The sequence below is a fragment of the Pseudomonas sp. LFS074 genome (assembly GCF_047978165.1).
In the GTDB taxonomy this organism is placed as follows: Bacteria; Pseudomonadota; Gammaproteobacteria; order Pseudomonadales; family Pseudomonadaceae; genus Aquipseudomonas; species Aquipseudomonas putida_P.
This window is the reverse complement of the sequence record NZ_JBFPFV010000003.1, coordinates 794,056-816,464: the sequence shown is the minus strand read 5'-3', so window position 1 is coordinate 816,464 and position 22,409 is coordinate 794,056. Positions and strand designations below refer to the sequence as shown.

Genomic DNA, 22,409 nt, shown 5'->3' with positions numbered 1-22,409 from the left:
CGACGGAGTTCGACCCCGAGCCATGCTCAATACGCTGCGCAAGATCGTCCAGGAAGTAAACTCCGCCAAAGATCTCAAGTCGGCGTTGGGGATCATTGTCTTGCGCGTCAAGGAAGCCATGGGCAGCCAAGTCTGCTCGGTCTACCTGCTCGACCCGGAAACCAACCGCTTCGTGCTGATGGCTACCGAAGGCCTGAACAAGCGCTCCATCGGCAAGGTCAGCATGGCCCCCAACGAAGGCCTGGTTGGCCTGGTGGGTACCCGGGAAGAGCCGCTGAACCTGGAAAACGCCGCCGACCACCCGCGTTATCGCTACTTTGCCGAAACCGGCGAAGAGAAATTCGCCTCCTTCCTGGGTGCACCGATCATCCACCACCGCCGTGTGGTCGGGGTATTGGTCATTCAGCAAAAGGAGCGCCGCCAGTTCGACGAGGGCGAGGAAGCCTTCCTGGTCACCATGAGCGCCCAGCTCGCCGGGGTAATCGCCCATGCCGAAGCCACGGGCTCGATCCGTGGCCTGGGTCGCCAGGGCAAGGGTATTCAGGAAGCGCGCTTCGTGGGTGTGCCTGGCTCGCCTGGCGCTGCCGTGGGGCGCGCGGTGGTGATGTTGCCGCCGGCCGACCTGGAAGTGGTGCCGGACAAGACTGTCGATGACATCGACGCTGAACTGAAGCTGTTCCAGAACGCCCTTGAAGGCGTGCGCGACGACATGCGCAAGCTGTCGGCCAAGCTGGCCACCCAGCTGCGCCCGGAAGAGCGCGCGCTGTTCGATGTGTACCTGATGATGCTTGAAGACGCAGCCCTGGGCGGTGAGGTGACCGAGGTCATCAAGACCGGCCAATGGGCTCAGGGCGCGCTGCGCCAGGTGGTTGGCGAGCACGTCAACCGCTTCGAGCTGATGGACGATGACTACCTGCGCGAGCGCGCCTCCGACGTCAAGGACCTTGGCCGGCGCCTGCTGGCCTACCTGCAGGAAGCCCGCTCGCAATCGCTGGTGTATGCCGACAACACCATCCTGGTCAGTGAAGAGCTGACGCCGGCCATGCTCGGTGAAGTGCCGGAAGGCAAGCTGGTAGGCCTGGTCTCGGTGCTGGGTTCGGGCAACTCTCACGTTGCCATCCTCGCTCGCGCCATGGGCATTCCCACGGTCATGGGCCTGGTGGACCTGCCGTACTCCAAAGTCGATGGCATTGAACTGATCGTCGACGGTTACAAGGGCGAGGTGTTCACCAACCCCAGCGAAGTGCTGCGCAAGCAGTACAGCGAAGTGGTCGAGGAAGAGCGTCAGCTGGCCCAGGGCCTGGATGCCCTGCGCGAACTGCCATGCGTTACCCCCGATGGCCATCGCATGCCGCTGTGGGTCAACACTGGCCTGCTCGCCGACGTGGCCCGTGCACAGCAACGCGGCGCCGAAGGGGTCGGCCTGTACCGCACTGAAGTGCCGTTCATGATCAACCAGCGCTTCCCCAGCGAGAAAGAGCAGCTGGCCATTTACCGTGAGCAACTGGCGGCCTTCCACCCGCTGCCGGTGACCATGCGTACCCTCGACATTGGGGGTGACAAGGCGCTGTCGTACTTCCCGATCAAGGAAGAAAACCCCTTCCTGGGTTGGCGCGGCATCCGCGTCACCCTCGACCACCCGGAAATCTTCCTGGTACAAACCCGCGCCATGCTCAAGGCCAGCGAGGGCCTGAACAACCTGCGCATCCTGCTACCGATGATTTCCGGCATTCACGAGCTGGAAGAGGCGCTGCACCTGATTCACCGCGCCTGGGGCGAAGTGCGTGACGAAGGCACCGACGTGCCGATGCCGCCGGTGGGTGTGATGGTGGAAATCCCGGCAGCGGTGTACCAGACCAAGGAGCTGGCGCGGCAGGTGGACTTCCTGTCGGTCGGTTCCAACGACCTGACCCAGTACCTGCTGGCGGTTGACCGCAACAACCCGAGGGTCGCCGACCTTTACGACTACCTGCACCCGGCGGTGCTGCAGGCGTTGAACACGGTTGTGCGCGACGCCCATGGCGAAGGCAAGCCAGTGAGCATCTGTGGTGAGATGGCCGGTGACCCAGCGGCGGCGATACTGTTGATGGCCATGGGCTTCGACAGCCTGTCGATGAACGCCACCAACCTGCCGAAGGTGAAGTGGATGCTGCGTCAGGTGAACATGAGCAAGGCCACGGAACTGCTGGCCGAGGCCCTGAGCCATGACAACCCGCAGGTTATCCACAGCTCGCTGCAGTTGGCACTGAAGAACCTTGGGTTGGCGCGGATGATTGGGCCTGGGGCCAATAAAACCCTGTGAAATTCGGGGGCCGCCTTGCGGCCCCATGGCCCTCAGACCGTAAGCTCAACTTCCCCCAAGTGCCCACCAAAAGGCCCGAAGCTGCGCTCAACCAGTCGTCTTTTGCCCTGATCATCCACAATCAGCACCGTACTTGCCCGCGTCCCATAATTCTGGCTGGCAATAAACACACTCGACAGCAACTTCTCGGTCGCTACTCCCACGCCCGTCTCGGGTAGGTCACCCTCAGCCGCAGGCTCGTTATCTGCCAGCAACGCCAGCAACCGATGCGGCTCGGGCGCTTCCAGCAGGCCCTCCAGCCCGCTACGTGCCTTCACCAGCTTCGGCCATGGCGTATCCAGCCCGGCATTGGATAACCCGTACACCCCGGCATGCAGCAGGCGCGGCGTGGCTTCCCGAGCATTCAGATATCCCAGCTGCTGGCCATCACCCACCAGCAGGTTGAACCCCGAATACTGCCCACTTCGGCTGGCCACCTGGCCCAGGTAAGCCTCGACACCCATTTCACCCTGCAGGTACGCCGCCACCAGCTCACCCCGCGAGCGTGGCCCCAGCGCCTGGCCCGGGTCGCGGATGTTGGTCAGCGCGGCAAAGCGCCCCTGTGGGCCCACGCCCAGCCAGGTACCACCGGCTTCCAGGTCTCGCCCGGCGTGTACGCCGGGCGCATCGTCCCAGGCTGCCAGGGGCTGGGTGGGGCGGGCATAGAATTCGTCGCGGTTGGCCGCCACGATCAGCGGCAGGGCGTGCCCCGGCCGCCAGGCAAATACGATCAGGCACATCGGTTGGGCCTCTGTGTTTTCTGCCACTGTACCCACAGCAGCATGGCCGATCCATCCTGTCACAGAGTTCACTAGAGCCCCGAGCCCGGCTTCCGTTACCATGCCGGATTGATTTCTCGGGGACGCCGAATGGAATTCGTGCTCTATCTGCTGTTGGGCGCCTGTGCTGGTGTGCTGGCCGGGCTGTTCGGCGTGGGCGGTGGCATCATCATCGTGCCGGTGCTGGTGTTCAGCTTCACCTTGCAGGGCTTCGATGCCTCGGTGTTGACCCATCTGGCAGTCGGCACGTCACTGGCAACCATCGTATTCACTTCGATCAACGCTGTGCTCGAGCACCACCGAAAGGGTGCCGTGCAATGGCCGATTTTCGCCTGGATGACCCTCGGCATCCTGCTGGGGGCCGGCGTCGGTGCCAAGACCGCCTCGTTGATCCAAGGCCCGTTGCTGCAAAAGATCATCGGTGTGTTTGCCCTGGTCATCGCCGCGCAGATGGCACTGGGCCTCAAACCCAAGGCCAGCCGTGGCATCCCCGGTAAACCTGCATTGGTTGGGGCCGGTGGAATGATCGGCTGGGCTTCGGCCATCTTCGGCATCGGCGGTGGTTCGCTGACCGTGCCGTTCCTGACCTGGCGCAGCCTGCCGATGCAGCAGGCGGTGGCCACGTCCTCGGCCTGTGGCCTGCCGATCGCCCTGGCCAGTGCCCTGAGCTTCATGCTGCTGGGGTGGCACGAAGAGCACCTGCCGGCCCATAGCCTGGGCTACGTGTACCTGCCGGCGATGATCGGCATTGCCGTGACCAGCATGTTTTTCGCCCGCTTTGGCGCGCGTCTGGCGCACAAGCTGTCGCCCCGTTTGTTGAAACGCCTGTTCGCAGCGCTGCTGTTCTGTGTCGGCCTCAGCTTTTTGATTTGAATCGAGAGGAAGTTCCATGCTGCCTTACCCGCAGATAGACCCCGTGGCCCTGGCCATCGGGCCGCTGAAAATCCATTGGTACGGTCTGATGTACCTGATCGGCATCGGCGGTGCCTGGCTGCTGGCCTCGCGCCGGCTGAACCGCTTCGATCCCACCTGGAGCCGCGAGAAGCTTTCCGACCTGGTGTTCTGGCTGTCGATGGGTGTGATTGTCGGCGGGCGCCTGGGCTATGTGCTGTTCTACGACCTGCACGCCTACCTGGCCAACCCGACGCTGATCTTCGAGGTGTGGAAGGGCGGCATGTCGTTCCACGGTGGCTTCATCGGCGTGATGTTGGCGGCCTTGTGGTTCGGCAAGCGCAACAACAAGTCGTTCTTCGAACTGATGGACTTCGTTGCCCCGCTGGTGCCGATCGGCCTGGGTGCCGGGCGTATCGGCAACTTCATCAACGCCGAGCTGTGGGGCAAACCCACCGACGTGCCATGGGCGATGATCTTCCCGCCGTTCAGCGACCCAGCCCAGCTGCCACGCCACCCGTCGCAGCTGTACCAGTTCGCCCTGGAGGGCGTGGCACTGTTCGTCATCCTCTGGCTGTTCTCGCGCAAGCCGCGGCCGACCATGGCGGTATCGGGCATGTTCGCGCTGTTCTACGGCATCTTCCGCTTCATCGTCGAATTCGTGCGGGTGCCGGATGCCCAGCTGGGCTATATCGCCTGGGGCTGGCTGACCATGGGTCAGATTCTGTGCGTGCCGATGATCCTGGCTGGCCTTGGCCTGATCTGGTGGGCTTATAATCGCAAGCCTACGGCGAAACCCGCCTGATTAATCCCACGGCAGGGGCGATCCCCCTGCCGTTTTTGCTACAGGTAAGCCATGAAACAGTATCTGGACCTGGTCCGCGACGTCATCGAAAACGGCACGATGCAGGGCAACCGCACCGGCATTCGCACCATCACACTGCCGGGCGCCATGCTGCGTTTCGACCTGCAAAAGGGCTTTCCGGCCATCACCACGCGCAAACTGGCGTTCAAGTCGGCAATCGGCGAAATGGTCGGTTTTCTGCGGGGCGTGAAAAACGCAGGTGAATTCCGCGAGCTGGGCTGCAAGGTCTGGGACCAGAACGCCAACGAAAACGCTCAGTGGCTGGCCAACCCGTTCCGCCAGGGCCATGACGACCTGGGCGAGATCTACGGCGTGCAATGGCGCCAATGGCCAGGCTACAAGCGCATCCCGCTGAGCAACTCGGCCGCCATCGAAATGGCCGAAAAGGCAGGCTTCCGCCGTATTGCCCAGGACGAAGAGGACGGCGTCGCCTTCGTCATCCTGTACAAGGCCATCGACCAGGTGCGCCAGTGCCTGGACACCATCGCCAACGACCCGGGCAGCCGCCGCATCCTGTTCCACGGCTGGAACTGCGCGCAGCTGGACGAAATGGCCCTGCCGCCGTGCCACCTGCTGTACCAGTTCCACCCAAATGTCGAGACCAAGGAAATTTCCCTGACCCTCTACATCCGCTCCAACGACCTGGGCCTGGGCACACCGTTCAACCTCACCGAAGGCGCGGCGTTGCTGTCGCTGTTCGGCCGCCTGACCGGTTACACCCCGCGCTGGTTCACCTACTTCATCGGTGATGCCCATGTGTATGAAAACCACCTGGACATGCTGCATGAGCAGCTCAAGCGCGAGCCGCTGGAGGCGCCGAAACTGGTGATCAGCGACCGCGTGCCGGCGTTTGCCGAGACGGGTAAGTACGAGCCGGAGTGGCTGGAGAAGATCGAACCGAGTGATTTCTGGTTGGAAGGTTATGAGCACCATGCGCCGATGACAGCGCCGATGGCGGTGTGATTTTCTAGATTGCCGGGGGGCGCAAAGCGCCCCCGGCGATCTCAATGCCCGTGGCTGCGCCCCACATGCGAATGCTCGGTATCCGGCACCGATACCGCCCCGTTCGTCTCCAATCGCTGCAAAATCGCACACTCACTCCCTTGCGCATTGCAGCGCCGCCGCAGCTCTACCAGCTGTTCCTGCAACGCCACCAAACCGTCGATACGCGCCTGCACATGCTCGATATGCTCGTCGATCAGCGCGTTGACACTGCCGCACGAGTCATCCGGGCTGTCGCGTAGGCGTAGCAGGCTGCGAATTTCGTCCAGGGTCATGTCCAGGGTGCGGCAGTTACGGATGAAGGTCAGCCGCTCGACGTGAGCCTGGGTATACAGCCGGTAGTTGCCGTCACTGCGCGCAGGCTCCGGCAGCAGGTTTTCCCGCTCGTAGTAGCGAATGGTTTCCACCGCACAGTCGGTGGCTTTGGCCAGTTCTCCGATTTTCATCACGAATCTCCAGCAATAGGCTTGACCCTATAGTGGCTACAGGGTGTTCACTTGGCAACAGGCTCACTTTAAGGATGACCCCATGAACCAGCCTGTCAGCCACGACCACAAGCACTCGCACGATCACGCCCATGGCGATGACGACCACGGCCATGCTGCCCACGGCCACAGCTGCTGCGGCTCCAAAGCCGCGCCATCGCTGGTGCAACTGAGCGAAACGGCCAGTGCCCAGGCGCAGCTCAGCCGTTTTCGCATCGACGCCATGGACTGCCCCACCGAGCAGACGCTGATCCAGGACAAACTGGGCAAGCTGGCCGGAATCGAGCAGTTGGAATTCAACCTGATCAACCGCGTGCTTGGCGTGCGCCATACCTTGAACGGTACGGCTGAAATCGAGCGGGCCATCGACAGCCTGGGCATGAAGGCCGAGCCGATTGCTGCCGAGAACGACGGCACCACCAGCGTGGCACAACCGGCCAAGACCCGCTGGTGGCCGCTGGCACTGTCGGGTATTGCTGCGATTACCGCCGAAATCGTGCACTTCGCTGCGCTGGCCCCGGAATGGGTGGTAGCGGGGCTGGCGCTGTTGGCGATCCTCGGCTGCGGCCTGGGTACCTACAAGAAGGGCTGGATCGCCCTGAAAAACCGCAACCTCAACATCAATGCCTTGATGAGCATTGCCGTGACCGGTGCGGTGCTGATCGGCCAGTGGCCGGAAGCAGCCATGGTGATGGTGCTGTTCACGGTCGCCGAGCTGATCGAAGCGCGCTCGCTGGACCGTGCGCGCAATGCCATCGGCGGGTTGATGCAGTTGGCCCCGGACATGGCCACGGTGCAGCAGGCCGATGGCCTGTGGCGCGAGCTGGACGTGCGTGAAGTGGCCATCGGTGCGTTGGTGCGGGTGCGCCCCGGCGAACGCATCAGCCTGGACGGTGAAGTGACCAGTGGGCAGTCCAGCGTCGATCAGGCACCGATCACCGGTGAAAGCCTGCCTGTAGAGAAGGCAGTGGGCGACAAACTGTTCGCCGGTACCATCAACCAGGCGGGAGCATTGGAGTTCCGCGTTACCGCTGCTGCCGGGCAGTCTACCCTGGCGCGGATCATCAAGGCCGTGGAGGAGGCACAAGGCGCGCGGGCACCTACCCAGCGCTTCGTCGACCGTTTTTCGCGCATCTACACCCCGGTGGTGTTCGCCATTGCCCTGGCCGTGGCGGTGATCCCGCCGTTGTTCATGGCCGGTGCCTGGTTCGACTGGGTCTACCGTGCTCTGGTATTGCTGGTGGTTGCGTGCCCCTGCGCATTGGTGATCTCGACCCCGGTGACCATCGTCAGCGGCCTGGCGGCTGCCGCGCGCAAAGGCATCCTGATCAAGGGCGGCGTCTATCTGGAGGGCGGCCGCCACCTGGACTTCCTGGCCCTGGACAAGACCGGCACCATCACCCACGGCAAACCGGTACAGACTGACGCCGAAGTGCTGGCGCCGCAGTTCGAAGCCCGCGCTCAAGCCCTGGCCGCCAGCCTGGGCGAGCGCTCGGACCACCCGGTGTCCCGCGCTATCGCTCAGTTCGGCAAGGCGCAAGGGCTGGCTCTAAGTGAAGTGGATGACTTCGCCGCCCTGGCCGGGCGCGGTGTGCGTGGCACCATCGACGGTGAGGTCTACCACTTGGGCAACCACCGCCTGGTCGAAGAGCTGGGCCTGTGCTCGCCAGCGCTGGAAGCCAAACTGGATGCGCTGGAGCGTCAGGGCAAGACCGTGGTGCTGCTGCTCGACCGTTCCGGGCCATTGGCGCTGTTTGCCGTTGCCGACACCGTGAAGGACAGCAGCCGCCAGGCTATCGCCGAGCTGCATGAACTGGGTATCAAGACTGTCATGCTGACCGGTGACAATCCGCATACCGCCCAGGCCATCGCCGCTGTGGTGGGCATCGACCGCGCCGAGGGTAACCTGCTGCCAGCCGACAAGCTGAAAACCATCGAGGCCTTGTACGCAGAAGGCCACCGGGTGGGCATGGTCGGTGATGGTATCAACGACGCGCCAGCTCTGGCCCGCGCCGAGATCGGTTTTGCCATGGCCGCCGCCGGTACCGACACCGCCATCGAGACCGCCGACGTAGCGCTGATGGACGACGACTTGCGGAAAATTCCGGCCTTCGTCAGGCTGTCGCGCCAAAGCGCGGCGATCCTCATGCAGAACATCGTTCTGGCGTTGGGCATCAAGGCGATATTCCTGGCCATCACCTTTGCTGGCATGGCGACCATGTGGATGGCGGTGTTCGCCGACATGGGCGTGAGCCTGCTGGTGGTGTTCAACGGCTTGCGCCTGTTGCGCAAATAGAGGACGTGCATGCTGAGTTCGGAGCTGAAAGCCTTTTACATGGTGGCCCGTCTGGGCAGCATCACCCTGGCGGCGAAGAAGCTTGGGCTCAGCCAGCCCACGGTAACCACGCAGATCCGCAACCTGGAAGGCCAGTACGCCGTGGAGCTGTTCTACCGTGGCGGTCGGCGCCTGGTGCTGAGCGAGGAGGGCGTGCGCCTGTTGCCGATGGTCAAGGCACTGCTGCAGCAGGAGGCCGACATCGAGTTCGAGCTGCGCAACAGCGGCCAGGCGCAGGGCAGCCTGCGCATCGCAGCCACGGCGCCTTACTACATCCTTGACCTGGTGAAAATCTACCGCGAACGGCTGCCTCAGGTAGAAGTGGCGGTGGAGATCGGCAACTCGCAGCAGGTGCTGGAAATGCTCGAAGACTACCGGGTGGATATCGCCGCGTCTTCGCAACTGGTGGAGGATGCGCGGTTGGTGCGGCGGGTACTGGGGACTGATCCGCTGGTGGTGGCGGTGCACCGCAACCACCCATTGGCCCATCGCCAGTCGGTGTCCATCGAGGGGGTAGCCGGGCATTGCCTGCTGATGCGCGAGAAGGGCTCGACCACGCGCAAGCTAACCGAACAGATGATGCAGGAGGCCGGAGTCAAGGCCGGCGCCTTGCTGGAAATCGGCAGCCGCGAGTCGATTCGCGAGGCGGTGCTGCGCAACATCGGCATCAGCGTGATTGCCCGCCATGAGGTGCCGCACAACCCTGAGCTGCGGGTGCTGGCGCTGGAGAATGCGCCGGTGATGCATGAGTATTTGTATTGCCTGAAGGAGCGTCGCCAGGCCCGTTTGCCGGCTGCCTTTCTTGGGGTGGCGCAGGAAGTGGCTGGCTCACACTTCTGATTCAGGAGTACACAGGCACTGTAGGAGTGGCCTTGTGTCGCGATGGGCTGCGCAGCAGCCCCGGGGTTTCAGCTCCGCCGCATGAATTGCCGGGGCTGCTGCGCAGCCCATCGCGACACAAGGCCGCTCCTACAAAATCTGCCTATATCACTATCATCGACTTTTGCCCAAACGCCACAGAACCTTCGCACAGCCTTCCTAGCATGGCCCCCATCTCTTCGATGAGGCCCTGCCATGAACCACACCACCCCCGGCGCACAAATGACCGTGCGCAACATCCACAAGCGCTTCGGTGCCTTCACGGCGCTGAACGATGTCTCGCTGGACATCGCCGCCGGCGAGCTGGTGTGCCTGCTTGGCCCGTCCGGTTGCGGCAAGACCACGCTGTTGCGTTGCATTGCCGGCCTGGAGCGCCAGGACCGCGGTACGCTGTACATCGGCGAACGCGATATTTCCGAGCTGCCGCCCCAGGCCCGTGACTACGGCATCCTGTTCCAGTCCTACGCGCTGTTTCCCAACCTCACCGTCGAAGCCAACATCGCCTACGGCCTGACCGGCAGTGGCCGCGAGCAGGCCCGTCAGCGTGTGGCCGAAATGCTCGAGCTGGTGGGCCTTGCCGGCAGCGAGAAAAAGTACCCCGGCCAGCTTTCCGGTGGTCAGCAGCAACGTGTGGCCCTGGCCCGCGCGTTGGCACCGTCGCCTTCCTTGTTGCTGCTCGACGAGCCGATGTCGGCGCTGGATGCGCGGGTGCGCGAGCACCTGTGCACCGAGCTGCGCCAGCTGCAACGGCAGCTGGGCATCACCACCTTGATGGTGACCCACAACCAGGACGAGGCCATGTTGATGGCCGACCGCATTGCGGTAATGAACAACGGCCAGGTCGAGCAGTACGCCACCCCGCAGGAAATCTACGACCAGCCGGCCACGCCGTTCGTCGCCGAGTTCGTCGGCCAAGGTAACTGGCTGCCGTTTCAGCGCAGCAGCGACAGCCATGCCCAGGTTGGCGGCATGAACATGCGCCTGGCGCCGGGTTCGGCCCAGGCCAGCAGCGGTCGGCTGTTCTGCCGCCCAGAGGCGATCACGGTCAACCCGGTGGTACACGAAGAAAACCTGTTCCCGGCCATGGTTCGCGAAATCACCTTCCTCGGTAACCGCTGTCGCATGAGCTTTGAACTCAAGGCCTTGCCAGGCCATGCCTTGCTGGCTGAACTGGCCCCCGAAGCCATGCCGCGCCTGGGTTCGCAGGACATCTGGGTGGCACTGCCGCCGCAGAGCCTGCAGGTGTTTGCCTGAGATGGCCGCGCCAATGTCCCTGCCACTGGGCCAGGCCAAAGCCGCGCCGCGTGCTGGCGTCGCCCTGGGTGACCGGTTGTTCGTCGTCGGCGGCAAGAGCCTGCTGCTGATCCTGTTGGTGCTGGCCGTGCTGATGCCGCTGCTGGCGATCTTCTGGCGTGGTTTCAGCGGTGAAGCGGGCCAAGGCGGCGGATTGCTGGCGGCCCGTGAACTGTTCGCCAGCGACAACTTCCACTGGTTGCTGGGCAACAGCCTGTCGGTGGCCTTGACGGTTGCGGCCATCGTGGTGCCGCTGGCCTACCTGTTCGCCTATGCCCTGCAACGCACGCTGATTCCGGCCAAGGGCCTGTGGCGGGGGATTTCGCTACTGCCGCTGTTGGCACCGTCGATGCTGCCGGCCATCGCCCTGGTCTACTTGTTCGGCAACCAGGGGCTGCTGCGCGGGTTGCTCAGCGACAACATCTACGGTTTCTGGGGCATCGTGCTGGGCGAGGCTATCTACACCTTCCCGCATGCGCTGATGATCCTGCTGTCGGCGCTGTCGCTGGCCGATGCTCGCCTGTTCGATGCAGCTTCCAGCATGGGTGCCGGCTCGTGGCGGGCGTTCACCAGCATTACCTGGCCGGCCACACGCCAGGCGGTGTTCGCGGCGTTGTGCCTGGTATTCACCCTGACCATCACCGACTTCGGTGTGCCGGTAGTGGTCGGTGGCGACTATCAGGTGCTGGCACTGGAAGCCTACAAGGCGGTGGTCGGCCAGCAACAGTTTGGCCGTGGCGCGTTGATCGGCATGGTGCTGCTGTTGCCGGCGCTGTTCAGCTTTACCGTCGACGCCTGGCTGCGCCGGCGCCAGGGCGAGGCCATGAGCGGCCGTGCCCAGGTGTTCGTACCCAAGCCATCGCGTGGCCGCGATGCCTGCTTCCTGGCCATCGTGCTGCTGGTGTGCGCGGCATTGTTGCTGGTGATCGGTATGGCGGTGTATTCCTCGCTGGTCACCTTCTGGCCATACAACCTCTCGTTGTCACTGCGTCATTACCTGTTCGACGACACCGCAGGTGGCGGCTGGCTGGCCTACCGCAACAGCGTGACCATGGCCATCGGCACCGCGCTGATCGGCAGCATCGTGATCTTCACCGGTGCCTACCTGATGGAGAAAACCCAGGGGCAACGCCTGCTCAACCAGGCGCTGCGCCTGCTCAGCTTCATCCCCATGGCCGTGCCGGGCCTGGTGCTGGGCCTGGGCTACGTTTTCTTCTTCAACCTCAACGGCAACCCGCTGCATGTGCTGTACGGCGGCATGGGGCTGCTGGTGGTGTGCACCATCGCCCATTACCTGACCACCGCGCAGATGACCGCCACCACCGCCCTGCGTCAGCTCGACGGCGAGTTCGAAGCCGCTGCGTTGTCGCTGAAGGCGCCGCTGTACAAGCACTTCCTGCGGGTGACCGTGCCAATCTGCCTGCCGGCGTTGCTGGACATCATCCGCTACCTGTTCGTCTCGGCGATGACCACCGTGTCGGCGGCGATCTTCCTGTACAGCCCCGACACCATTCTGGCTGCCGTTGCCGTGCTGAACATGGACGACGCCGGCAACGTTGGCGGTGCCGCCGCCATGTCCACCCTGATTTTGCTGACCAGTGCCGGCGCTTCGCTGCTGCTGGCCGCAGCCTCACGCGGCCTGCTGCGCCGCTCCCAAGCCTGGCGCCAACGCGCCGCGACCGTCTGACCTGTAAGGAACCTACCCATGTACAAGCACCTTGCACTTGCCGCTGCTGTTTGCGCCGTGTTCAGCCTGCAGGCTTCGGCCGCCAATACCCAGCTGACGGTCTACACCGCGCTGGAAGCCGAGCAATTGAAGAGCTACAAACAAGCCTTCGAAAAAGCCAACCCGGATATCGAGATAAAGTGGGTGCGTGATTCCACCGGCATCATCACCGCCAAGCTGCTGGCCGAGAAAGACCGCCCGCAAGCCGACGCGGTTTGGGGCCTGGCGGCGTCCAGCCTGGCGATTCTCGACCAGAACGGCATGCTTGAAGCCTATGCACCGAAAGACCTGGGCAAGATCTCCGGCAACTACCGGGACGCTGCCAACCCACCGGCTTGGGTGGGCATGGATGTGTGGGCTGCGACCATCTGCTTCAATACCATCGAGGCCGAGAAGCAGGGCCTGAGCAAACCGGTTAGCTGGCAGGACCTGACCAAGCCCGAGTACAAGGGCAAGATCGTCATGCCCAACCCGGCCTCGTCCGGCACCGGTTTCCTTGACGTGAGTGCCTGGTTGCAGACCTTCGGTGAACCGCAAGGCTGGGCCTACATGGACGCGCTGCACCAGAACATCGGCCAGTACGTTCATTCCGGCTCCAAACCGTGCAAGCTGGCAGCGGCAGGCGAGTTCCCGATCGGTATTTCGTTCGAATACCCGGCCGTGCAGCTCAAGCGCCAGGGCGCCCCCCTGGACATCGTGCTGCCGAAGGAAGGCCTGGGTTGGGAGATCGAGGCGACTGCAGTGATCAAGGGCTCGCCCAAGGCGAATGCGGCCAAGCGCCTGGCTGATTTCTCGGCAAGCCCGGCGGCCATGGAGCTGTACAAGGAAAACTTCGCCGTGCTGGCCGCGCCAGGCATTGCCAAGCCGCAGACCGAGTTGCCGGCAGACTATGAGCAGCGCCTGATCAAGAACGACTTTGCCTGGGCTTCGAAAAACCGGGATGAAATCCTGACCGAATGGCGCAAGCGCTATGACGGCAAGTCGGAGAAGGTGGCCCAGCAGTAACCTGTACCGGCCTCTTTGCGGGCACGCCCGCGAAGAGGTCACCGCCGCTATCAAGCCAGGACTACTAGATACCGATGCCTACTCCAGCCCAGATCATCGATAGCACCTTTGCCCTGTACGCGCGCCATGGCAGCGACGACTACATCGGCGAAGCCATCACCCAGCTCGAGCACATGTCCCAAGCCGCGCAACTGGCCATGGCCGAAGGCTTCGACGATGAAGTGGTGCTGGCGGCGTTCTTCCACGACATCGGCCATCTGTGTGGTGGTGACGCCAGCATGGGCGGTTACGGCGTGGTCAGCCATGAACGCATCGGCGCCGAATATTTGCGCCGTTGTGGTTTTGGCGAGCGCATGGCGCGGCTGGTGCAGTATCACGTGGAGGCCAAGCGTTACCTGACTTTGCGTCAAGCGGGGTATTACCAGCGGTTGAGTGAAGCGAGCAGGCGGACCCTGGAGTATCAGGGCGGCATGATGAGCGAGGCCGAGGCGGATGCGTTCGAGCGGGATCCGCTGTTCGAGGTCAGCCTGCGGATGCGGGAATGGGATGAAATGGCCAAGGAAATTGGAATGCCAGTGGTTGATCTGGAGGGATTGAAGCAGAAGGCGCTGGCACTCCTTTGAAAGATGGGCCTGGTTACTCAGATCTGAGTAACCAGCGCCTCAAGCTGTTCTTGCCGTTCAGCCTGGTTCAACTTCGCCCCAGGATTGAGCGTGGACCACTGGGGGTGCGCTCGTGCTTTCACCAGTGCCTCCGGCAACTTGCCCTCGCGCCAGGCTTTCTCATCCACCTCACCCAGACGAATACTGTCCTGTGCCGCATGCCCGCGGCTCTCCAGCGCCATCATCAACTGCTGCTGACGCAGAGCCAGCAAGCGCAACACGGTATCGTCCACGGTCAGCTCGCGTTTGCCCTTGAGCTTGCCCATCAACCGCGAACCATAGTTGCGCGCCGTCTGTAGCGCGCCGCCGGCAATCGCCCCTGCCAACGCCGCCGCACCCAAGGTAAGGCCGCCGACCAGTAGATCCACCCCAGCGCCCGCTGCCGCACCCGCTGCCACACCGCTGCCCAGGCGCACGCCCAGCAACTTCAGGGTTTCGGGGTTGAACAGGTCATCGCCCCAGCGGCCATCGAGCAACGGCAGGTCGCTGGCATGGGCATCCTCGCGGCGGAATGCGTACAGCTTGAGCAAGGCTTCAACGCAACGCTGCTCACGTTGGCGTATGTCTTGACGCAGGGCTTCCATCGCCCGGGCTTCGGCCGCCGGTTCGGCTTCGACGCTGCGCCGGCAGGCGGCGCAGTCCAGCAGCAGTTCGGCAATCAGCCGCTTGCCACTGTGCCGGCGGGCCAGGCGTTGCGCTTGCTGGTCGTCGATCAGCCGCTGCAGGGCTGGGCGGGCGTCCTCCAGCAGTAGGGCAAGGCTCTCGTACAAACGGCGCTCGCCATCCTCGGGCGGGGCCACGCTGTCGAACCGCACCAACGCGTGAAGGCCAAGCCGGGCAAGGGCTTCACGCCATTGCGGCTCGCGGTGCTGGTGGCTGGCGACGAAGTTGAGCACCGGCAGCAACGGCTTGCCGCAGCTGGCGAGTACTTCCAGTTCGTCGCGGTATTTGGCCAGCACCGGCTCGCGCGCATCGATCACATACAGGCCGGCATTGCTGGCCTGCAGTTGACGCAGCACTTTGGCTTCTTGCTCGAAACGCTGGCGCGCTTCGCTGCCCTGCAGAAAACGCTCCAGGCGGGCCGGGCCGTCCAGACGCTCGCCGGGGCGCTCCAAGCGTTCGAGGTAGTCGAGCAGGGCGATGGCATCTTCCAGGCCTGGGGTGTCGTACAGCTCCAGCAAGGGTTCGCCGTCCACCGACAGCCGCGCACCCTCGACATGGCGAGTGGTGCTGGGGCGATGGGATACCTCACCAAAGCCCACGTCGCGGGTCAGGGTGCGCAGCAACGAAGTCTTGCCGACGTTGGTGTGGCCGACCACGGCCAGTTTAAGTGGCTCAGTCATGGCCATGCTCCAGCCAGGTCAAAGGCGAGGTGTCGGCGTGTGCCAGGCCAAGGCGGTCGAGGGCTTCGTGCCAGTCGCCCAGGCGCTGAGCATCCAGGGCCTGGCCGGGGGCGGCCTGGAGCAGCCAGATGCGCGTTGCGCCGGCATTGCGCGCCAGTTCTGCAAGCAACGCCAGGCTGCCGCGGTCGGGTGAGCGGCGTGGGTCGCAGGCAATGGCGAGGCGTGCCGGGGGGAAGCGGCTGAGTTGCTCGAGCAGGCGGTTGCGCGATTCACGGCTGTCGAGCACGCCGGCATCGATCACGTTTTTCGGCAGGGCGGGTGGCCAGGGGCGCTGGTCGTCCAGCTCCAGGCCGACCAGCAGGGCACCGCTGCTACCGCTTTCCAACTGGCCTGCGGCAAATTGCGGCAAGGCTTCGGGGGCGGCGTCCTGTACGCCGATTCGCTCGCTACGCGGCATCAGTGCTTCACGCAACTGCGCATAGCCGGGCAGGCTCAGGTCCAGCGCCAGGCGTTCGCGGCCCTGGCGCCAGCGCCACAGGCACAACCCGGCCAGCAGCAGGCGCGGCAGCAGGCCATACACCAACACCACGCCGAGCAGCCAACTGGCCCAAGCCTGGCGTGCCAGCTCCAGGGCAGGCTGGCTGTCGCCGCTGGCGCGAATCATGGCCTCATCGGGCACGGCGAAGCCCAGCAACGAGGGCAGGGCGCCCAGCGCCTGGGTCAGGTGAATGAACGGGTCGGCGGCAAGCAGGGTGGTTTCCCAGACAAAGCCGTAGCGCCGGGTGGCCAGCAAGGCCAGCAGCATGCCCAGGGCGGTGAGCATCGCCAGCAGCCATAGGCCATGCACCAACAGGCCGAGCAGCCAGCGGTTGAGGCGCTGGCGCTGCAGCAGCACCAGCAACGCCGGCGCCAGGTGCGCGGCCTTGGCATCGCGGGCGAAGCGTTCGCTCAACCACAGCCACAAGCGGCCCAGCCCCGCGCCATGTTCGCCGCTCAGGGCAAAACCGATGGCCCAGCCCAGCAACATCAACAGGTTCAGCCCAAGCAGGCTGCCCAAGGCCCAGAATACGTTAACCGGTCGCTGCCCGTCGCCCAGGGCGGCCAATGCCAGGCCGGCACCGCTGAGCACGGCCATCAGCAGCAAGGCCAGCAGCGCCAGGCGCGCGCCTTGCTTCCAGTGGCGCAGGGCGGCGCTCATGCCGTCGCGTTCGGCCAGAAACAGCGCCCGATTTTCGATGCGCGTCGCCAGGTCGCCGCCGAGCTGGCGAGCATGGCGGTTGGCTTCCTGGTCATCCAGCAGGCCGGCGTGTTCCTCGCGCAGGCGTACCGCTTCGGTGAGCCAGCGCTTGTCCAGTGGCGTGGGTGCAGTCACAAGGTCTTCCATTGCACAGGTCAAGGCAGAAGCATAACCCACACGCCCGGTGCTATCCTCGCTGGCATGAATACATCACTCCCCCTCAGCCTGATCGCGGCTTACGCCGAGAACCGCGTGATCGGCATCGACAACTCCATGCCCTGGCATTTGCCGGGGGACTTCAGGTACTTCAAGGCCACCACCCTGGGCAAGCCGATCATCATGGGGCGCAAGACCTGGGATTCGCTGGGCCGGCCGCTGCCTGGGCGGTTGAATATCGTGGTCAGCCGCCAGGCTGGGCTTGAACTGGTGGGTGCCGAGGTGTTCGCCTCGCTTGAAGAAGCGCTGGTGCGGGCCGAACAGTGGGCGCGCGAGCAGGGCGTTGAGGAACTGATGCTGATTGGCGGGGCGCAGTTGTATGGCCAGGCGCTGGAGAAAGGGCTGGTCAGCCGCATGTACCTGACGCGGGTGGAAATGGCGCCGGAAGGGGATGCCTGGTTCCCGGAGTTCGATCAGGGGCAGTGGAAGCGGGTGTCGAGCGAGGCACAGGCTGAGGAAGGCAAGCCGGTTTATCACTTCGAGGTTTGGGACAAGGTTTGAAATTGCCGGGGGCGCGTTGCGCCCCCGGCAAACTGTCAGGTATGGCTCAGTTCGGCATGCTCATCGCCCGCCAGCACATCCTTGTCGGTCTCTTTCAACAGCTGGCTGGTCACCACGCCGGCCGTCATCGAACCATTCACGTTCAACGCCGTACGCCCCATGTCGATCAGCGGCTCCACCGAAATCAGCAATGCCACCAGTTCCACCGGCAAGCCCATGGCCGGCAGCACGATCAGCGCGGCGAAGGTGGCACCGCCGCCCACGCCAGCAACCCCAGCCGAACTCAACGTGACAATGGCTACCAGAGTAGCGATCCACAGCGGGTCGAAGGTATCGATGCCCACCGCTGGCGCCACCATCACCGCCAGCATTGCGGGATAGAGGCCGGCGCAGCCGTTCTGGCCAATGGTGGTGCCGAACGATGCGCTGAAGCTGGCGATCGACTGCGGCACACCCAGGCGGCGGGTTTGCGCTTCGATGTTCAGCGGAATGCTGGCGGCGCTGGAGCGGCTGGTAAAGGCGAAGGTCAGTACTGGCCACACCTTGCGGAAGAAGCGCAGTGGGCTCACGCCAGTGGCGGCGAGGATGATGCCGTGTACCACGAACATCAGCGCCAGGCCCAGATAAGACACCACCACGAAGCTGCCCAGCTTGAGGATGTCTTCCATGTTGGAGCTGGCCACCACCTTGGTCATCAACGCCAGCACGCCATACGGGGTCAGCTTCATCACCACCCGCACCAGGCGCATCACCCAGGCCTGCAGGGTATCGATGGCCGACAGCGCGCGTTCGCCCTTCTCGGCATCGTCCTTGATCAGTTGTAGCGCCGCCAGGCCGATGAACACGGCGAAGATCACCACGCTGATGATCGAAGTCGGCTTTGCACGCGCCAGGTCACCCACCGGGTTGCTGGGGATGAACGACAGCAGCAGTTGCGGGATGTTGAGGTCGGCGACCTTGCCGGCATAGTCGCTGTGGATAACTTGCATGCGTGCGCTTTCCTGGGCACCGGCCACCAGGCCCTCGGCGCTGAGGCTGAACAGGTTGGTCAGCACGATGCCGATCAGCGCGGCAATGGCGGTGGTCAGCAGCAGGGTGCCGATGCTCAGCACGCTGATGCGGCCCAGCGAAGAGGCATTGTGCAGGCGTGCCACGGCGCTTAGGATCGAGGCGAAGATCAGCGGCATGACGATCATCTGCAGCAGGCCGACGTAGCCGTTGCCGACCAGGTCAAGCCAGGCGATGGTGGCCTTGAGCACGGGGTGGCCCGCGCCATAGATCGTGTGCAACACGAGGCCGAAGACTACGCCCAGCACCAGGCCCAGCAGTACTTTCTTGGCCAGGCTCCAGTCGGTGCGGCGGGTTTGTGCCAGGCCCAGCAACAGGGCCAGGAACGCCAGCAGGTTAAGAGACAGCGGCAGGTTCATTGAAGCTCCAGCATAAAAAGCAAAGGAAGCATCGCCTCTTGTGAGCGATTGCGAACGGAAATGCTAACAGCCTGAAAACAAACGAATTTATACCCAAATGGAATGTGCATAGTCGTTTATGGAATAACGGCGTGTCGCGGATTGCAATGAACACGGCGTTTGCAGCTGTCTGGAGGTCGTTATCGAGGGTTGTCGTTAGGGATTGTTGCACTAGCGTTTCTGGGTCATTTCAGGAGATTCGTACATGAAGCGCGCCCCGAAAGCCGTGGCCCTCGGCCTGTCCCTGCTGTTCAGTATCGAAACCTTCGCCACCGAGCTCAAGCACTGGCCTGCCGACGCCGCCAAGCAGCTCGACAGCATGATCGCCGCCAATGCCAACAAGGGTAACTACGCGGTGTTCGACATGGACAACACCAGTTACCGCTATGACCTGGAAGAAGCCTTGCTGCCGTTCATGGAAAACAAGGGCCTGCTGAGCCGCGAGAAGCTCGACCCGTCGTTGAAGCTGATGCCATTCAAGGACACCGCCGAGCACAAGGAAAGCCTGTTCAGCTACTACTACCGCCTGTGTGAAGTCGACGACATGGTCTGCTACCCGTGGGTGGCCCAGGTGTTCTCCGGTTTTACCCTGAAGGAATTGAAGGTGCAGGTGGATGAGCTGATGGCCTCCAGCAAGCCAATCCCCAGCACGTATTACGAAGGCGACCAGGTCAAGGCCATCGAGGTGCAGCCGCCCAAGGTGTTCAAGGGCCAGGCCGAGCTGTACAACAAGTTGATGGAGAACGGCATCGAGGTGTACGTGATTTCGGCGGCCTCCGAAGAGCTGGTGCGCATGGTCGCCTCGGACCCCAAGTACGGTTACAACGTGAAACCGCAGAACGTGATTGGCGTCAGCCTGCTGCTCAAGGACCGCGTCAGCGGCCAACTGACCACCGCGCGCAAGCAGATCGGCGCCGGGCACTACGATGCCAAGGCTAACGAGGGCCTGGAGCTGACGCCCTACCTGTGGACCCCGGCCACCTGGATGGCGGGCAAGCAGGCGGCGATCCTGACCTATATCGATGAATGGAAGAAACCGGTGCTGGTGGGCGGCGACACGCCGACCAGCGATGGCTACATGCAGTTTCACGGGGTGGATGTGGGCAAAGGTGGCATCCACTTGTGGATAAACCGCAAGGCCAAGTACATGGACCAACTGAACGGGATGATTGCGAAGAATGCGGCGGCGCAGGCCAAGGAAGGGTTGCCGGTGACGGCGGACAAGAACTGGGTGATCGTGACGCCGGAGCAAATTCAGTAAGGGTTAGGTTTATTTGAGCCGGCTGCGCCCTGGCAGATGTGGATCCAATGACTATGTTTGATGGCATATGGATATCATTTTTGCCAGAGGTTGCCAGTGGCTATTCGAGATCAGCAGTTCATCTACCACCTAACAAGTATCGACAATGTCCCTTCCATCGTACGAAGGGGCTTGCTTCCAAGAGCCCATCTGGATGCGGGTTTCACCGATATCGCTGATCCTGAAATTATCGAAGGCCGGCGGGGAGAGGCCCTGGAACAGTTTGTGCCATTTCACTGGTTTGCGAAAAACCCCTTCGATGGCAGAGTGCATCAGGACCGACCGGGCGAGCGTTTTGTGTTGATTGCCGTGGCCCGAAGCCACGCTCGGCAGTCCAACTGGCGGGTGATACCAAAGCATCCATTGGCCGGTGGTGCTCCTGAGTTACTGGACTATGACGCAGGGATTGGAGCGATTGACTGGGACATGATGGAGCGACGAGAGTATCGTGATCCTTTGTGCAAACACTGATCAGCAAGCGAGCGCAACGCCACGTGCCCATAGAGCCCAATGGGACGCTGGCAGATTATGTGCCGTTTTACTTCACCCCATTCTCCGTGATGATGAAGAACATCCATTCGGGGTGGGGCGTTTCTCAGCGGCGGAATGAAGAGATCGTGATTCTTGTCTCCAGCCTGTACCATGCGCAGTCGCTGGGTCTGCGGTTTATCTTCACGGACGCACATGCCTACCCGCATTGGGCCGGTTACTACAGCGACCTTACGCAGCTCGACAAAATAGATTGGGAGGTTTTGCAGCGCAGGGACTTCAAGCGTGACCCTGATGACCCCCGAAAAATGGAGCGCTATCAGGCTGAGGCCCTTATCCATGGACATGTCCCGGTCGCTGGCCTTCTGGGAATAGTCTGCTACAACGAAGCTTTGAAGCGTCGTATCGACAAGGAGGTTCAGCAACGTCAGCTGAATCTTGCCGTATATGCTCGCCCTGGGTGGTACTTCTGATGATTCGCTTTATGCAAGGTAACCTGCTGGAGGCAAAAGCCGAAGCGCTGGTTAATACAGTCAACACAGTAGGGGTGATGGGGAAAGGCATTGCGCTGATGTTCAAGGAGCGTTTTGCCGAAAACTATCGCCTGTATGCTGCTGCCTGCAAAGCGAAAGAAGTCGTTACCGGGAAGATGTTTGTTACTGAGGTGCGTGAGCTGGATGGTCCGCGCTGGATTGTGAATTTTCCCACCAAGCGGCATTGGCGCTCACCTTCGCAAATTGGCTGGATCGTCGATGGTCTCCATGATTTGCGGAACTTCATCCTCGAGAACCAAGTAGCATCGATTGCAGTCCCGCCACTTGGCGCTGGCAACGGAGGGTTGCCTTGGGCTGCGGTACGAGAACAGATTGAGAGTGTTCTAGGTGATCTGGATGCGGATATTCTCGTTTTCGAGCCTACGGCAAATTATCAGAACGTTTCCAAGCGCAGTGGTGTTGAGAATTTAACCCCGGCTCGAGCCTTGATCGCAGAGCTGGTGCGCCGCTACTGGGTGCTGGGAATGGAGTGCAGCTTGCTCGAAGTCCAGAAGCTTGCCTGGTTTCTGGAGCGATCAATCGAGCGGTTCACGCCAGGTTCCAACCCATTGGAGTTGAAGTTTGTCGCTCATAAGTATGGTCCTTACGCCAACCGGCTTGAACATCTGCTAGATAATCTGGATGGCAGCTATTTGCACTGCGGAAAGCGGATCAGCGATGCAGGCCCTCTGGACGTGATCTGGTTTGATGAGGGGCGCAAGTCATTTGTACAGGCGTATTTGAACAGTGAAGCCAAGGCCTATTTGCCGGCGTTGGAGTTCACTGCCGAATTGATTGATGGTTTCGAGTCTCCGTTTGGTATGGAGCTACTGGCCACCGTTGATTGGCTATTACATGAAGAGGGTGTTGAGCCGACGATTCGCGCAATTCGCGAACATCTGAAAAGTTGGTCTGGAGGGGCAGGTGCCGCTGCTCGAAAAAGCAAATTGTTCGATGACGAGTCACTTGGAATCGCTCTCCAAAAGCTGTCAATGTTTCAAACGGACCCCGTCACCTCGCTTCATTGACCGTCAATGAGCAATAAAAAGAACCGGCGCTCA

The 22,409-nt window shown here is 62.6% G+C and carries 19 protein-coding genes and 1 pseudogene; 15 read left to right on the top strand and 5 right to left on the bottom strand.

Annotated elements, in window-relative coordinates; genetic code table 11:
* Window positions 1–22 precede the first annotated feature (22 nt).
* Window positions 23–2,302: a phosphoenolpyruvate--protein phosphotransferase gene (gene ptsP, locus ACNQP3_RS27700; RefSeq protein ID WP_012274693.1), complete on the top strand. Its 2,280-nt coding sequence runs from the start codon at window positions 23–25 to the stop codon at window positions 2,300–2,302.
* 32 nt (window positions 2,303–2,334) lie between these two features.
* Here the strand turns inward: ptsP and ACNQP3_RS27695 are convergent, their stop codons facing one another.
* Window positions 2,335–3,081, bottom strand: a complete 747-nt coding sequence (locus ACNQP3_RS27695; RefSeq protein ID WP_071984744.1) for an NRDE family protein — start codon at window positions 3,079–3,081, stop codon at window positions 2,335–2,337.
* 129 nt (window positions 3,082–3,210) lie between these two features.
* Here ACNQP3_RS27695 and ACNQP3_RS27690 point away from each other — a divergent pair, with 129 nt between their 5' ends.
* Genes ACNQP3_RS27690 through ACNQP3_RS27680 form a run of 3 tightly spaced genes read left to right on the top strand, consistent with a single transcriptional unit; the run spans window position 3,211 to window position 5,839 of the window.
* Entirely contained in the window at window positions 3,211–3,993 is a 783-nt protein-coding gene (locus ACNQP3_RS27690; protein ID WP_264316642.1) for a sulfite exporter TauE/SafE family protein, read from the top strand.
* 16 nt (window positions 3,994–4,009) lie between these two features.
* Window positions 4,010–4,816: a prolipoprotein diacylglyceryl transferase gene (gene lgt, locus ACNQP3_RS27685; protein WP_003249027.1), complete on the top strand. Its 807-nt coding sequence runs from the start codon at window positions 4,010–4,012 to the stop codon at window positions 4,814–4,816.
* Between the two features lie 51 nt (window positions 4,817–4,867).
* Window positions 4,868–5,839, top strand: a complete 972-nt coding sequence (locus tag ACNQP3_RS27680; protein WP_264316641.1) for a thymidylate synthase — start codon at window positions 4,868–4,870, stop codon at window positions 5,837–5,839.
* A gap of 41 nt (window positions 5,840–5,880) precedes the next feature.
* Here ACNQP3_RS27680 and cadR read toward each other — a convergent pair whose 3' ends face one another.
* Window positions 5,881–6,324 (bottom strand): cadmium resistance transcriptional regulator CadR, encoded by a 444-nt coding sequence (gene cadR, locus ACNQP3_RS27675; protein WP_012274689.1) that lies wholly within the window; start codon window positions 6,322–6,324, stop codon window positions 5,881–5,883.
* A gap of 82 nt (window positions 6,325–6,406) precedes the next feature.
* On the opposite strand from cadR, the gene ACNQP3_RS27670 reads away from it, so the two are divergent.
* From ACNQP3_RS27670 to ACNQP3_RS27645, 6 genes are all read left to right on the top strand, one after another.
* Window positions 6,407–8,659, top strand: a complete 2,253-nt coding sequence (locus ACNQP3_RS27670) for a heavy metal translocating P-type ATPase (RefSeq protein ID WP_264316640.1) — start codon at window positions 6,407–6,409, stop codon at window positions 8,657–8,659.
* A gap of 9 nt (window positions 8,660–8,668) precedes the next feature.
* Window positions 8,669–9,538, top strand: a complete 870-nt coding sequence (locus ACNQP3_RS27665; RefSeq protein ID WP_012274687.1) for a LysR family transcriptional regulator — start codon at window positions 8,669–8,671, stop codon at window positions 9,536–9,538.
* A 234-nt stretch (window positions 9,539–9,772) separates the two neighbouring features.
* On the top strand, window positions 9,773–10,831 hold the full coding sequence (locus ACNQP3_RS27660) for a putative 2-aminoethylphosphonate ABC transporter ATP-binding protein (protein WP_012274686.1): 1,059 nt from the start codon (window positions 9,773–9,775) through the stop codon (window positions 10,829–10,831).
* A gap of 1 nt (window position 10,832) precedes the next feature.
* Window positions 10,833–12,557: a putative 2-aminoethylphosphonate ABC transporter permease subunit gene (locus tag ACNQP3_RS27655; RefSeq protein WP_060493817.1), complete on the top strand. Its 1,725-nt coding sequence runs from the start codon at window positions 10,833–10,835 to the stop codon at window positions 12,555–12,557.
* 18 nt (window positions 12,558–12,575) lie between these two features.
* Window positions 12,576–13,601 carry a putative 2-aminoethylphosphonate ABC transporter substrate-binding protein gene (locus ACNQP3_RS27650; protein WP_012274684.1) on the top strand — a complete coding sequence of 342 codons (1,026 nt, stop codon included), beginning with the start codon at window positions 12,576–12,578 and terminating at the stop codon, window positions 13,599–13,601.
* Between the two features lie 74 nt (window positions 13,602–13,675).
* A complete protein-coding gene (locus ACNQP3_RS27645) occupies window positions 13,676–14,224 on the top strand; it encodes a phosphonate degradation HD-domain oxygenase (RefSeq protein WP_012274683.1) in 549 nt (182 codons plus the stop codon).
* A 17-nt stretch (window positions 14,225–14,241) separates the two neighbouring features.
* On the opposite strand, the gene ACNQP3_RS27640 is transcribed toward ACNQP3_RS27645, so the two are convergent.
* Both ACNQP3_RS27640 and ACNQP3_RS27635 read right to left on the bottom strand, forming a co-directional pair.
* A complete protein-coding gene (locus tag ACNQP3_RS27640; protein WP_012274682.1) occupies window positions 14,242–15,606 on the bottom strand; it encodes a GTPase/DUF3482 domain-containing protein in 1,365 nt (454 codons plus the stop codon).
* Window positions 15,599–16,990 (bottom strand): DUF2868 domain-containing protein, encoded by a 1,392-nt coding sequence (locus ACNQP3_RS27635; protein ID WP_081366133.1) that lies wholly within the window; start codon window positions 16,988–16,990, stop codon window positions 15,599–15,601. The genes ACNQP3_RS27640 and ACNQP3_RS27635 overlap by 8 nt, the downstream gene beginning before the upstream one ends.
* A 54-nt stretch (window positions 16,991–17,044) precedes the next feature.
* Here ACNQP3_RS27635 and ACNQP3_RS27630 point away from each other — a divergent pair, with 54 nt between their 5' ends.
* Complete coding sequence (locus tag ACNQP3_RS27630) at window positions 17,045–17,560, top strand: dihydrofolate reductase (RefSeq protein WP_060493820.1); 516 nt, start codon at window positions 17,045–17,047, stop codon at window positions 17,558–17,560.
* A gap of 35 nt (window positions 17,561–17,595) precedes the next feature.
* Here the strand turns inward: ACNQP3_RS27630 and ACNQP3_RS27625 are convergent, their stop codons facing one another.
* Window positions 17,596–18,987, bottom strand: coding sequence for an L-cystine transporter (locus tag ACNQP3_RS27625; RefSeq protein WP_264316639.1), 1,392 nt, complete (start codon window positions 18,985–18,987; stop codon window positions 17,596–17,598).
* Between the two features lie 244 nt (window positions 18,988–19,231).
* Here ACNQP3_RS27625 and ACNQP3_RS27620 point away from each other — a divergent pair, with 244 nt between their 5' ends.
* The 4 genes and pseudogenes from ACNQP3_RS27620 (at window position 19,232) to ACNQP3_RS27605 (ending at window position 22,376) form a co-directional block, all read left to right on the top strand.
* Window positions 19,232–20,287 carry a haloacid dehalogenase-like hydrolase gene (locus ACNQP3_RS27620; RefSeq protein WP_264316638.1) on the top strand — a complete coding sequence of 352 codons (1,056 nt, stop codon included), beginning with the start codon at window positions 19,232–19,234 and terminating at the stop codon, window positions 20,285–20,287.
* Between the two features lie 60 nt (window positions 20,288–20,347).
* The gene (locus ACNQP3_RS27615; protein ID WP_256217835.1) at window positions 20,348–20,797 is read left to right on the top strand and encodes a DarT ssDNA thymidine ADP-ribosyltransferase family protein; all 450 of its coding nucleotides are present in this window, start codon (window positions 20,348–20,350) and stop codon (window positions 20,795–20,797) included.
* Window positions 20,794–21,288 (top strand): annotated as a pseudogene (locus tag ACNQP3_RS27610) (DUF4433 domain-containing protein); the annotation flags it as partial. The gene ACNQP3_RS27615 and the pseudogene ACNQP3_RS27610, both read left to right, overlap by 4 nt.
* A complete protein-coding gene (locus ACNQP3_RS27605) occupies window positions 21,288–22,376 on the top strand; it encodes a macro domain-containing protein (RefSeq protein WP_060493824.1) in 1,089 nt (362 codons plus the stop codon). The pseudogene ACNQP3_RS27610 and the gene ACNQP3_RS27605, both read left to right, overlap by 1 nt.
* Window positions 22,377–22,409: the final 33 nt, after the last annotated feature.

What these genes read in the sequence shown, in the direction of transcription:
- ptsP (WP_012274693.1), top strand. Translation starts at nt 23, where the DNA reads ATGCTCAATACGCTGCGCAAGATCGTCCAGGAAGTAAACTCCGCCAAA.
- ACNQP3_RS27695 (WP_071984744.1), bottom strand. Translation starts at nt 3,081, where the DNA reads ATGTGCCTGATCGTATTTGCCTGGCGGCCGGGGCACGCCCTGCCGCTG.
- ACNQP3_RS27690 (WP_264316642.1), top strand. Translation starts at nt 3,211, where the DNA reads ATGGAATTCGTGCTCTATCTGCTGTTGGGCGCCTGTGCTGGTGTGCTG.
- lgt (WP_003249027.1), top strand. Translation starts at nt 4,010, where the DNA reads ATGCTGCCTTACCCGCAGATAGACCCCGTGGCCCTGGCCATCGGGCCG.
- ACNQP3_RS27680 (WP_264316641.1), top strand. Translation starts at nt 4,868, where the DNA reads ATGAAACAGTATCTGGACCTGGTCCGCGACGTCATCGAAAACGGCACG.
- cadR (WP_012274689.1), bottom strand. Translation starts at nt 6,324, where the DNA reads ATGAAAATCGGAGAACTGGCCAAAGCCACCGACTGTGCGGTGGAAACC.
- ACNQP3_RS27670 (WP_264316640.1), top strand. Translation starts at nt 6,407, where the DNA reads ATGAACCAGCCTGTCAGCCACGACCACAAGCACTCGCACGATCACGCC.
- ACNQP3_RS27665 (WP_012274687.1), top strand. Translation starts at nt 8,669, where the DNA reads ATGCTGAGTTCGGAGCTGAAAGCCTTTTACATGGTGGCCCGTCTGGGC.
- ACNQP3_RS27660 (WP_012274686.1), top strand. Translation starts at nt 9,773, where the DNA reads ATGAACCACACCACCCCCGGCGCACAAATGACCGTGCGCAACATCCAC.
- ACNQP3_RS27655 (WP_060493817.1), top strand. Translation starts at nt 10,833, where the DNA reads ATGGCCGCGCCAATGTCCCTGCCACTGGGCCAGGCCAAAGCCGCGCCG.
- ACNQP3_RS27650 (WP_012274684.1), top strand. Translation starts at nt 12,576, where the DNA reads ATGTACAAGCACCTTGCACTTGCCGCTGCTGTTTGCGCCGTGTTCAGC.
- ACNQP3_RS27645 (WP_012274683.1), top strand. Translation starts at nt 13,676, where the DNA reads ATGCCTACTCCAGCCCAGATCATCGATAGCACCTTTGCCCTGTACGCG.
- ACNQP3_RS27640 (WP_012274682.1), bottom strand. Translation starts at nt 15,606, where the DNA reads ATGACTGAGCCACTTAAACTGGCCGTGGTCGGCCACACCAACGTCGGC.
- ACNQP3_RS27635 (WP_081366133.1), bottom strand. Translation starts at nt 16,990, where the DNA reads ATGGAAGACCTTGTGACTGCACCCACGCCACTGGACAAGCGCTGGCTC.
- ACNQP3_RS27630 (WP_060493820.1), top strand. Translation starts at nt 17,045, where the DNA reads ATGAATACATCACTCCCCCTCAGCCTGATCGCGGCTTACGCCGAGAAC.
- ACNQP3_RS27625 (WP_264316639.1), bottom strand. Translation starts at nt 18,987, where the DNA reads ATGAACCTGCCGCTGTCTCTTAACCTGCTGGCGTTCCTGGCCCTGTTG.
- ACNQP3_RS27620 (WP_264316638.1), top strand. Translation starts at nt 19,232, where the DNA reads ATGAAGCGCGCCCCGAAAGCCGTGGCCCTCGGCCTGTCCCTGCTGTTC.
- ACNQP3_RS27615 (WP_256217835.1), top strand. Translation starts at nt 20,348, where the DNA reads ATGGCATATGGATATCATTTTTGCCAGAGGTTGCCAGTGGCTATTCGA.
- ACNQP3_RS27605 (WP_060493824.1), top strand. Translation starts at nt 21,288, where the DNA reads ATGATTCGCTTTATGCAAGGTAACCTGCTGGAGGCAAAAGCCGAAGCG.